This is a genomic window from Flavobacterium aestivum (genome assembly GCF_026870175.2).
Lineage (GTDB): Bacteria > Bacteroidota > Bacteroidia > Flavobacteriales > Flavobacteriaceae > Flavobacterium > Flavobacterium aestivum.
The window spans coordinates 3166494-3178183 of the sequence record NZ_CP113977.2; the positions used below are offsets into that span (position 1 = coordinate 3166494).

Consider the following 11690-nt stretch of genomic DNA (forward strand, 5'->3'; position numbering starts at 1 on the left):
TATTTTATTTTTTTATTTTGAAGCATTAAGACTGTTTTATTGTTAGTAATTATTGTTTCTTAATTTATTTTGTTAAAATTAACATTTATGCTCTTTTTTTTAACAGTAAATCTGTTAAATACATTTTGGTGTGAATTATTTTGTAATATATTTACCCTAATAATATAATCTGTATTTTCTTTAAATAAATATATAATTAATTAAATTAAACTATTGCAGTACTGAAATAATCAATTTTAAATACAATTAAATAATCAATTCAAATAAGTATTAATTAAGACCCCCCTAATTAATTATGTTACTAACTGATAATCACTTGACCATTGTTGTTGGTCTAGATATCCATTTTGTCACCGTTTTTCCAGCAAATCCTATAGGTATTCATCCTTATGTTGGTATTGTCATTGATCCGGCAGATTATATTCCGTTTTTGGGAACTAATGTACATGTTAACGGATTCAAACGAGGTAATTCAGATACAGGAGGAATGCTGGTTACCTTACAGCATATCATGCTTTTTTCTCCTTGGGTTCTGGCACCCATTATTGGGCACGAGAGTATGAACTTTTTTGCTTCAGAAAAAGTATATTCTGATGGCACACGTCTTAGTCCCAAGGGATATATGTTGATGACTTGCAATGATATAGGCATTCCGTTATCATTGGCTGCTGGTAAAACCGAAGTGCGCAAAAAAATGTTGCCCTTTGCACCAACACTTTTTGCTCCAACTTCATTTTCATTACCAATTCCTACCGGAAAGCCCGTAATGGTGGGAGGTCCTTACTCTCCGGATTGGGGCGGAATGCTCACAGGCTTATTAACCAGTATTGGCTTTAGTACGCTATTTAAAAAAGCAAGAGGGCTTATCACAAAATTCAATCATAGTGGTAAATGTCCGGAAGGGCTTAAAAAAATTCTATGTAGGTTTGGTTTTGAGCCTATAAACCTTATCAACGGGGCGGTGATTTACGAAGGTAGTGATTTTGATATTGCAGGCCCTATTGCGCTCAGTTGGGAACGTAGTTGGTATTCCGATTCAGGCTATGTGGGCTGGCTAGGGCATGGCGTACACTGCAATTACGATCGTGCGGTAGAATTATATCCAGAAGATGACGCTTTGGGACTACGTATGGAGGATGGTAGACTCGTGGGATTTCCTGCCTTGCTACCAGAAGAAGAATTTTATCTGCGTGAGGAAAAAATAACCCTGAAAAGAACTCCAAACGGTTATCAGGCCTACGATCATGACAACAGACTCTTTTATGATTTCACCCTGTTTGACGGGAAAAAATACCAACTCACACAAATAATCAATCACGATGGGCTAGCCATTGTTTTTGAATTTACAGGATATGGCCTAAGTAAAATTATCGATGCCGCAGGCAGAGAAATAAAAGTAAGCACCAAGGATGGATTCATCCAAAAGCTTGAACTTGTGAGACCGGAGCAAAACGAACTGTTGGTGGCTTATGAGTATGATGAACACTACAATATGGTAGCCATTCTTGATGCTTTAAAGAATCCAACAGTCATAGAATTTGAAAACCATTTGATGGTTAAGAAAACCGACCGCAACGGGCAAGCCTTTTACTGGGAGTATGATGCGCAAAACCGTTGTGTCCATACTTGGGGCGATGGCGGCTGGCAGGAAGGTTGGATAGAATATCATGCCGAGGATGGTTACAACTTGGTGACAGATGCCAACGGTGCCGTAACCACCTATTATTATGAACCAAGTCAGCTTGTAACTCAGGTAAAAGACCCAATGGGCAACAGCACTTTCTATGACTATACCGAGTTTATGGAACTGTATCGTGAGATCGACCAAGAAGGTCGTATCTTGGGATTCAGTTATGATGATATGGGGAATAAAGTAAGCACCACTTATCCTGATGGTACCGAAGAAATGATGCTGTATGATGACGAAAACCGCCCATCGATAGCCATAGATCCGGAAGGACAAAAAACAATCTATCTGTACAACGACCAAAAAGCGCACCAGCTCAAAACTATTATAGCGCCAGATAAAACGACTACATATTTTACTTATAATAGTGATGGGCTACTGAATACAGTTGCCAAAAACAATAATAAGTTACAATTGGTTTATGACCAACAACACAATCTTATTGAGTGGAGAGAAAACGACCAAAAGCTAAAATCCTGGGAATATGACCATCGTGGGCGTGTATGGGCAATATACACCCCGATGCAAATGGCGGATTATTTTACCTATGATGTTCTGGACAGGGTGCAACAAATCGTGGAGAAAGATGGTAACGTCATAGAATTTGGCTATAACAATTATGATGAAGTAATAGCCCTAAAAGACAGCAAGAACCATATTAAGTTTAGCTATACTCCAATGGGAAGTCTTGCCAGTAGAGAGCAAAACGGCGTAAAAGTACGTTTTGACTACGACAGGATGGAGCAGCTAACCAGCATAAAAAACGAAGACAACGAAACCTATTATTTTGACCGAAACAAAGCCGGACATATCATAAAAGAAACCGCTTTTGACGGTATCGTAAAAAAATATAGCCGCAACCTAGCGGGTGAGGTAACGAGAATAGACCACGGAGGTGGGAAGTATACCGAATATGAGCAAGATGCTTTGGGACGCATCACCAGAGCCGATTACCATGATGGTACTTGGGAAACCTACACCTATAACAAAAACGGACTCTTAATAGAAGCTACTAACCAAAACGTAAGTATCTATTTAGAGCGGGATGCCAATGGGCGCGTTGTGCAGGAAACCCAAAAACAAGCTCTCGATACCAACGAAAACGGTATAACCCTTATCGCAACTTATAACGACCTAGGACAGCGCACCAACATAAGCACCACATTGGGCGCCAACATAAATACTCATTATGACCAAAAAGGGCAGCTTGAACGCATAGAAGCCCAAAGCAATGAGCTCAAAGAGCAGCACCAAGCTTGGGAAACAACATTAAAGAGAGACGAATTGGGTCGTGAGATAGAACGTTACGCCACAGGAGGACTGCTCATAAAAACCAGTTACAACAGCAGTGGCAAGCAAAAGGAGCAGGAAGTATTTGCCAATGGCAAACGCACAGGATCCCGTTATTACAATTGGGACACCAACCAGCAGCTGCGTAGTGCTGTTAACCAGCTAACCAAAAGCATGACCTATTTTGATTATGATGACTTTGGGAATCTTGCCAGAGCCGATTATGATGGCAAAGGAGAACTATACAAAACCCCCGATGCGGTGGGGAATCTCTACAAAACTCATGACCGCAGCGACCGTACATATGGCAAAGGAGGCAAACTGCTAAAAGATGAAAAGTATTATTACAAATACGACGAGCTGGGCAACCTGATACACAAAAGCCCTCGTGATATTAACAAGCCACTAGTTTTTGAAAAGCCAACCAATATATTTGATAAACTTATTGGTAATAAAGAAAAAGAAAAACGCTTACAACAAGAACACGAACAGTGGCAAAGTGGAGACACTACCTATACATGGCTCGCCAACGGAATGCTGAAAAATGCTACAAACCCTGATGGAAAAGTCGTGCGTTTTGAGTACGATGCACTTGGAAGACGTACAGCCAAAATTGCAAACAATGAAATAAATCGCTATGTTTGGGATGGCAACGTTCTTATTCATGAATGGAAATACGACCTAAAGGATAGACCAAAATTGATTATTTATGGCGATGATCTGGTATATGATAAAGCTGAGTCCATTGAGAATTTAATCACTTGGGTGTATGAAGGAGGAAATTTTGTACCGAGTGCTAAACTAATTGATGACCAAAAATTCTCAATTATAAATGACTACATTGGCAGACCAGTACAGGCTTACAATGAAACTGGTGAGTTAGTTTGGGAAACCGATTATGACATTTATGGTGGTTTAAAAGATTTAAGAGGTGATAGAAATTTTATAGCTTTTAGACAACTTGGTCAGTACGAAGATGAAGAAACAGGTCTTTATTATAATAGGTTTAGGTATTATAATCCTGAAACTGGGATTTATTTGTCGCAGGATCCTATTGGACTCGCTGGAAATAATCCGAATTTTTATGCATATGTATCTGACTCTAATAGTTGGATAGATGTTTTCGGATTAGATTGTACCAAACTTAGAAATGTCGACGATATAGTAAAAAAATTCGGAGGAAAAAAAACAGGAGATAATAGATACAAATTTACTGGCATAGGGGCTAAACGTAGAGCCAAACAAGCTGCTTCAGAAATTGCAGGTGATTTAGGTAGTGATCCTTCAAGAATCGCCAGAAAAGAGTATTCAGATATTGCAAATACTTACGGACAAAAGAAATCGAATCGAACTATTGGTAAAAAAAGTAGTCGTTTAGATAAGAATGGTAAACCTATTAGTGGATATCATGACCATGATATAGGACACTCATTTGATAGAAGCCCTCACTATAATGCCTGGAGTCAGTCTACAGGTACAGCTTATACAGAGAATATTCATTTATATTATTAACTAAACAAAGGAGAAATGATAAAAAAAATTTGGAGAAATTATGATACAGAAGAATTAGGAGAAGCATGGGAGATTTTTTCTGATTTTGATATAACAGAAAAAGAAGAAGATACAATCAGTAAATCAGGCGTACATTGTATAATGAAATATGAAGATTGCATTTCTTTAGATTACGTTATAACTTCACTTATACCTGCTGCACGGATTGGAAATACAAACAAGAAAGAGGTTTTGAAAAATTTCTTTTACATCAAATTAGAACTTATGAATGGTGATGATTGGTTTTGCTTTTCTAATCAAAGATATGAAAAAGAAGAAGCATTAAAGTTCGTAAGCTTATTTACTGGCTTAAATAAAAATCAAGCAGAAAGAGTTTGGAAATCTAAAAGACTAGGTGAAATGAATACATATCGTTTGGAAAAATAACCTTAACACAAGTATCTTGCTTGTATATGAATAATAGAAACAATAAACCTGCTAGATTAGCAGGTTTATTGTTAACTTAAAAGCGCAGTATTTTGGTGTAAAATATTCTTAATTAATGAATGGAAATACAGCCTGAAAGAAAGACCTAAACTTATAGTTGAAAGCGATGATTTATTTTACGATAAACCAGAATTGAGAACTTATTAACCTGAGTTTATCAAGATGGGACTTTTGTTCCTTCTGCCAGAATTATTGAAGAAGAAAAATTCATAATTATAAATGATTACATTGGCTGGCCAATACAAGTTTATAATGAAAAAGGTGATGTAGTTTGGGACACTGATTATGATATTAGGGAAGTTAAGAAAATTGAAAAGTACTAAAAAAAACTTTGCGAATAAAATGGAAGTATCTATAACTAAATTTATCAAAAGTGGTTTTTTTGGGCAAATTTCTTTGGGGGATTCTAGAGAAAGAATATGCCGCTTTTTTAATATAGTAGAAGAATTAAAAGAATATGATTATGTGAGATTTAATAACCTTGAATTAAAATTCTTTGATAATGAATTAGTACTTATAAGTTTTTTTATAAATCATGCAGGAATATTTTTTGTTAATAATGAAACTAAAAATCCATTTTATATAAATGATTTTGAAGTATTTAAAAACATAAAGCTATCTGAATTTGAAAAATATTGTTCTGAACAAAATTTAGAGATTAAAAATAAATATAATATTTCTAATGAAACGTCTTTAAATATTGATGAAGATGTCTATATAACATTTGAAAATGATATTTTAAATTCAATTTCTGTTTTTGATCTAAATAAAATTTAAAAATTGATGAACGATGATGTTGAATATGAAAATAAAAAAGGATACTTGATTCTACTAGAAATTAATGTCTTAGTAAAACCTGAAACTAAATTATCTTAAAATCGTATTACTTGACCTTTGGTTTTAATGGACATATCTTTTTTAAAATTTTAATGTATGACAACATTTCAAGAATTACAAAATACTCCTATTGGTTGGAGATTTACAGATGAGAATTATAATATTATAGATTCTAGAGATTTAAAAAAAATAAAACTTAATAAAGCTGAAGAATCACAGATAAAATGGAAAAAATTTACAGGTTCTGAAGAGATGCACTTAATGAATTTATCTAGTGCTTTTTGGAATAATCTTGTCAAAATTGATGAATTTGAGTTAGAATGGGGAGAAGAAGAATCTGAGAAAAACAATAAATTACCTAAAATTAATAATATTAAATTAAATGATGAAATAACATTTTTTTGGGGAGCTAATAATTCGATTGAAGCAGATTGGTCAATTTTTTTAAAATATTGGGATGATTTTTGTTATCCAAGTGATGATAATAATTTGATTGTGTGTAAAAAAAGAAATCTATGCATGTCATATATTGAAGATTTTTTTTCTATCTATTCCTTATCTGAAATAAGTTTACAAAAGTAATAAGCATTTGTGTTTGCTTTATTTAAGGAAAGGATGAAGGAAAAATTTGCTGATTGTAACATTTGTAAATAAACAACATTAAAATATATGAATTTAAATTTATCACAATTTGAAAATTTGTTAGAAAATTCTACAATAAAAGTTATAGAAAACATTAAAGAAAATGAAGATAGAAAAAGTATAATTGGTTTTAGTTTGTTTTCTGATAGCGATGCGACGAGTGTCTCAATATCTTATAATACAAAGGATTATTTAAATACAAAAAGTGAAAATGACCCGAACGAAGATAAAGAATATTTTAAATGGTATCCTGCTGAGTGGAAAGAAGAAGGCGTTATAAGCAATGAAATTGATGCATTAAGCAGAATGATGTATGAAGCTTCTAAATCGAGAAATATTTCGTTAACAGAATATAGACAGCAAATTTTTGAATCAATAATTAATACCTTAATTAATATTAAAGAAAAAGGTTATTTTTCAGATTTGAATGAAAAATTCGCATTAGTTTTTTATGCTACAGATTATTTCGTTGCAGAGGAAGAAATAGAATGGGTAAAAAAGTTGAATAATAAAGAATTATCTTCTGAATTTGAAAATTGGAGAAAAAAGTTTTAAAGAGATTTTACCATTACAAAACTAAGAAGTGTACAAAACTCTGATAGTAAAGTTGTTAGTTTTGAGTATAACATTCTTATTCATGAATAGAAATACGACCTAAAAGATAGACCAAAATTCATCGTTGACGGCGATGAGTTTTGGTCTATCCATAAACAAGACTATTGGGATAGGGTAGAACAATCCTGATTAGTATTGCGTAATTGTTGTAGGTGTCTCGAATTTATTTTTAAAAACCAAACTACCTTTTTCATTGTAAAACTTCCACAATCCGGATTTTTGTCCCATATAATAGGTACCTTTTTCTTTTTTCTTTCCATTTTCAAAATAGACTATCCAATTTTCATTGGCTAAATCTTTTTCAAAAACTCCTTCAGAGGACAGGTTTCCATTTTCAAAATAAAAGGCATATTCACCCTGCTTTTCATCATCGATATAATTAGCTACTTCTTTTAAATTTCCGTTTTTGTAAAAGGATTTCCAAAGCCCTGTTTTCATTCCGCCTTTATAGAATTGTTCTGCCAGTACTTTTCCGTTTTCATCAAAAAAATACCAAGGACCAATTTTCATATCACGATCAAAAGTGCCTTGCTCTTTTATTTTTCCGTTAGGATAATAAGTCAGAGCTTCTCCTTGTTGCATATCATTTACATAGCTAACCTCAAAAAATAATTCTCCAGTTTCATACCATTTTTTCCAATGTCCCACTTTTGTATATTCTTTATGGTATTCTTCTCTAAATGGTTTTCCGTTAGGGTAATATTCTACTGCTTTACCGTATAATATACCGTAGTCATAATTCTTTTCTGATAGAAGTATTCCGTTTTCGTAATAGCTTTTAAAAATTCCATTTTCTTTATTATGGTCATAAGTTCCTTCTGTGCATTTGTTACCGTTTTCAAATAGAGAAATGTACTCTCCATTCAATTCATCATTCTGATAAATACTTTCGGATGCTTTTTTGCCACTTGGATAATAGGCTATCCAAAGTCCTTCTTTCTTATTGTTTACCAAACGGCCTTCTTGGCTTACCGTTTTTGTTCCTTCAAAAAAGATCTTTTGGTTTTCCTCTTTTGGTAAAAGGTTATTGCTTTTTTGGGCAATTATTCCATTGAAAGATACCAACAAGGCTATAAATAATATACTTTTTAATTTTATCATGTTTCCTATAATTAAAAGAAGTAAAAGCTACAAGAGTGCCCCGTTTATGATTTACATAAAAGCCCTTGTAGCGTATTTACTTTTTACAAAAATTATTGTATTGCTTTATTTTTTATCAATGATTACCTGAAAAGTTTCACTCTTTTCATTAGAATTCAACTTAACGATATAGATTCCTGGACTTAATTTATTACTAACATTCCAAGTGATTGTTTGCAAACCAGCCTTCAAACTTCCTTTGAAGATAGTTTCCCTTATTTTACCTGTTATATCCGCTAATTCAATTTTTACATTCTCTGATGCCGAAGGCAATTCAAACGAGATTTGTGCACTTGAAACAACTGGATTTGGGTAAACCATCAGTTTATTTTCGATTGCATTCATAGTTCCAGCAGTTCTCATTTGAGCGGCTGTATTATAAACAAATGCATTTTCTGTAGACCAATTACTCCATTTTAGATTTTCATCTCTATAACGTACTCTGTAATAATACGTTTGTCCAGTTGTAAGTCCGTATGTTGAAGCGTTTAATTTTGATATGTTTAAATTTGCATTTCTATTTATTGGTGTATAGTTTGGTGCTCGAGTGTCATCATAGATATTGTATTTATCTTGCTCTTTATTTACTAGCAACGCAGTATAATTTCCCGGTGTAGCCGTAACCTGAAAATGGCATGTTTGTGGTACATCTACACCAACCATTGGCGAAGCTACCAAAGTAGTTAAGTTTTCTAATCCGGAAGCGGTTGGGGTTTCTGGTTTTTGTTGATTTAAATTCAAATGAAATTCATCTACTAATTCATTTGTTACCGGTCTATTGCTGTTCCCAAAGCTAAATGTTTTGGCAGTAAATGATTTATTATCTACATCAATATCTATTAAAGTCCAAGAGTAGATATCTTTACTTACTTTAATCTCCGGATAATCAGTTTGATTGCCATACATACCCCAACGGTCTAATGCTGATCCGGCTCCTCCTGACAGCTCCAAATACATATCGTGTGTTCCTGATCCTGAGGTAATATCTGTTACACCTCTCTCATAATTGTGTGAATGACCGTAAGCCAATAAAGCATTTTTTGGATATTGTTTCAACTTTGGGAGTATACTGTTTTGCACAAAAACCTCATTACCATCAGGCCAAATTTCGCTATGTCCTGGGTGGTGTAGGAACGAAAATACAAAATCAATATCGGCATTAGCATTTGATTCCTGTAATCTGGCATCTATCCAATTGATCTGGTCGCTTAGCTTATATCCTGAATTACCATTGACAGCCAAAATCTGAGTATTCCCATAAATATAGTTATAGAATTTTTCGTTGTAAGAATGACCAACAGGGTAGCCATTTGTTAGTTCCTCATACTTCATATACTTATAAAAGTTTGATGAATCTCCTTCATGATTACCAATACTAATCATAGAAGGTATTGAAGCTGTCAAGGGAGCAAAAGGTGTAAAATATTCATCAGTATATTGACTCAAAACAGATCCTGTAGAAACGATATCACCACAATTCAAAATCAAATCCACAGAGTTGTAAAAGTTTGGTCCATAAAGCTCAACCAATTTGCTTTTTATTTGCAGAACATTTTGGGTTGTTTTAGCAACATCTGTTCGATTGTCTCCTAATAGCACCATTCTAATATGCTGATTTGGCGTGCTTTTTAAAGCCGGTGTTCTAAATGAATTGACTAATGAAGCTGTCGTGCCATTATAACATTGGTAAAAATATTCTGTATCTGGTTGTAAACCCGTTAATTTTACTGTGTGCCAATAATAATTTGCCGTGCTGTTTATTCTTTCCCAGGTTCCAGTTGTTGTTTGATTTAGATTTGTACTGCTTGTACCAAATTTTACCACAGGATTTTGTGCTGTATTGGTAGAATGCCAAGAAACATAAATAGATGTTGGGGTAGCAGTTTGCAAATAAGGATTCATCCCATTGGTAACAGGAGCAGGAGTATGGTTATATCCTCCAATTGTAGCTACTTCAGCAGCAGTCAAAGCTCTATTGAAAACACCTATTGAGGCAACATCCATTTGATTGTCTTCTCCGTTATCATCCGCCAATAATAAGAGTAGGGGATCTAGAGCAAAACGCCCGTTTAACGTATTCGGGAGACCAGGATTCCATAATTGTCCATCAATGTACATTTTTATGCTACTGCCAACATCAGCAGTTAACACTAATCGGTACCACTCATTTGGTAAAATGCTGGAATTTGAATATGTCAAGGCTGCAACGCCAATTTTTCCTGCCGGATTTATGAATAAATCTCCATCGTTGGTATTGTTTTGATAGGTCTGCATGAAGCTGTAATATTGTCCGGTTGTAGGTACCTTAAAGTCTATCATTACCGAATACTTGTTTGGATATGTTTGTCCATAATTAGGCACATTGTGTGTACACTTAAAATAATTGCCAACAGTTTTTCTAACTGCATAATCAGTTGGTGTAGGACCTGCAACCTGTGTAAAACTTCCTTGTGCTACAAGATTAGCACCTACTTGTGCCTGAACAAGATTAGCATTGTTATCAAAATTCCAATATCCGGATAAGACACCCGCCCAGTTTCCCGGAACAAAATTTGTTTGACTCATACCAAGATAAGTACTTGATATAAGTAATATTGTCAATACTCTTTTCATTTTAGTTTTATATTTAGTTTGTTATCCAACAAATATTTTGCTTTTATTTTAGAAATAGATTCATTGCCTTATTTCTTAAAGTAATGTTAATATTAAATACGAATTTGCTTTAGTTTTATTTAACTAAGATTAACTTTGTTAATTTTAAGTTAACATATTGATTCTTAAACCATAATCAACTAAATATCAAATGGTAATATAAATGGTTTTGATTTTGAAACCGTTTATGCTGATTAATAAGCTAAATTTCACGCAATGTTGAGAGCTAATTAGATTACAAAAATTATATATTCGCATCAAAAATTTTGCTCTAATGAAAAGTCAATTTTGTATTAATGCAGTACGAATCTTAATTCTTTTATTTTCTGTTTCTTTTGCCACTGTAGTGCAGGGTTACTGGGCTTTATGGGATTATAGATTAAGAGTTTCTTCTGCATGTTTAGATTGTGATTTTTCTTTAGATCTAGTTCTTTCTTCACTATTACCAGTACTTTTAATTTTTATCATAAACCTTCTCATTTTTAGATTCATTTCGAAAAAGAGTATAAAAACAACAATTACTGCTTTCATTCTCATATCTACTTGGCTGATAATAGATACCGAAATATTCATAGAAAGAGAAGCTTCATGGAGCACTTATACCAATGTTTGGCAAGAGGGTTTTCGTTTAGCAACCATTCCAATTTTTACAATTGGATCAATCTTTATTTATGTATTTCATAATTTCTTTGAGAGAATTTCATTTTATAGAAAATCGAATAAGTAAATCTGTCTATAAGAGTTCTATTAATGTGTCATATTTATACGCTTTTCTATAATAGGCAAGCGGTTAATAAAGCCCAATTTATTATAAAAATATAGTTAATCT

The 11690-nt window shown here is 33.6% G+C and carries 8 protein-coding genes; 6 read left to right on the forward strand and 2 right to left on the reverse strand.

Annotation, left to right across the window (positions count from 1 at the left end):
- The first annotated feature begins 295 nt into the window (after positions 1-295).
- From OZP08_RS13535 to OZP08_RS13555, 5 genes are all read left to right on the forward strand, one after another.
- Positions 296-4489 carry a DUF6531 domain-containing protein gene (locus OZP08_RS13535; RefSeq protein ID WP_281322087.1) on the forward strand — a complete coding sequence of 1398 codons (4194 nt, stop codon included), beginning with the start codon at positions 296-298 and terminating at the stop codon, positions 4487-4489.
- Positions 4490-4504: 15 nt separating this feature from the next.
- Positions 4505-4915 (forward strand): hypothetical protein, encoded by a 411-nt coding sequence (locus tag OZP08_RS13540; protein WP_281322088.1) that lies wholly within the window; start codon positions 4505-4507, stop codon positions 4913-4915.
- 402 nt (positions 4916-5317) lie between these two features.
- Positions 5318-5752, forward strand: coding sequence for a hypothetical protein (locus OZP08_RS13545; RefSeq protein WP_281322089.1), 435 nt, complete (start codon positions 5318-5320; stop codon positions 5750-5752).
- Between the two features lie 156 nt (positions 5753-5908).
- A complete protein-coding gene (locus OZP08_RS13550) occupies positions 5909-6394 on the forward strand; it encodes a DUF2947 family protein (RefSeq protein WP_281322090.1) in 486 nt (161 codons plus the stop codon).
- 87 nt (positions 6395-6481) lie between these two features.
- Entirely contained in the window at positions 6482-7009 is a 528-nt protein-coding gene (locus OZP08_RS13555) for a DUF4303 domain-containing protein (RefSeq protein WP_268846622.1), read from the forward strand.
- A 189-nt stretch (positions 7010-7198) separates the two neighbouring features.
- Here OZP08_RS13555 and OZP08_RS13560 read toward each other — a convergent pair whose 3' ends face one another.
- Together OZP08_RS13560 and OZP08_RS13565 are read right to left on the reverse strand one after the other, a co-directional pair.
- Complete coding sequence (locus OZP08_RS13560) at positions 7199-8170, reverse strand: toxin-antitoxin system YwqK family antitoxin (protein WP_281322091.1); 972 nt, start codon at positions 8168-8170, stop codon at positions 7199-7201.
- Positions 8171-8275: 105 nt separating this feature from the next.
- Positions 8276-10822: a fibronectin type III domain-containing protein gene (locus tag OZP08_RS13565; protein WP_281322092.1), complete on the reverse strand. Its 2547-nt coding sequence runs from the start codon at positions 10820-10822 to the stop codon at positions 8276-8278.
- A gap of 313 nt (positions 10823-11135) precedes the next feature.
- Between OZP08_RS13565 and OZP08_RS13570 the strand changes: the two genes are divergently transcribed.
- On the forward strand, positions 11136-11588 hold the full coding sequence (locus OZP08_RS13570; RefSeq protein ID WP_268846627.1) for a hypothetical protein: 453 nt from the start codon (positions 11136-11138) through the stop codon (positions 11586-11588).
- The last annotated feature ends 102 nt before the right edge of the window (positions 11589-11690 follow it).

Excerpts from the sequence above, each read along its gene's own strand:
- OZP08_RS13570 (WP_268846627.1), top strand. The coding sequence starts at position 11,136 with ATGAAAAGTCAATTTTGTATTAATGCAGTACGAATCTTAATTCTTTTA.
- OZP08_RS13545 (WP_281322089.1), top strand. The coding sequence starts at position 5,318 with ATGGAAGTATCTATAACTAAATTTATCAAAAGTGGTTTTTTTGGGCAA.
- OZP08_RS13550 (WP_281322090.1), top strand. The coding sequence starts at position 5,909 with ATGACAACATTTCAAGAATTACAAAATACTCCTATTGGTTGGAGATTT.
- OZP08_RS13565 (WP_281322092.1), bottom strand. The coding sequence starts at position 10,822 with ATGAAAAGAGTATTGACAATATTACTTATATCAAGTACTTATCTTGGT.
- OZP08_RS13540 (WP_281322088.1), top strand. The coding sequence starts at position 4,505 with ATGATAAAAAAAATTTGGAGAAATTATGATACAGAAGAATTAGGAGAA.
- OZP08_RS13555 (WP_268846622.1), top strand. The coding sequence starts at position 6,482 with ATGAATTTAAATTTATCACAATTTGAAAATTTGTTAGAAAATTCTACA.
- OZP08_RS13535 (WP_281322087.1), top strand. The coding sequence starts at position 296 with ATGTTACTAACTGATAATCACTTGACCATTGTTGTTGGTCTAGATATC.
- OZP08_RS13560 (WP_281322091.1), bottom strand. The coding sequence starts at position 8,170 with ATGATAAAATTAAAAAGTATATTATTTATAGCCTTGTTGGTATCTTTC.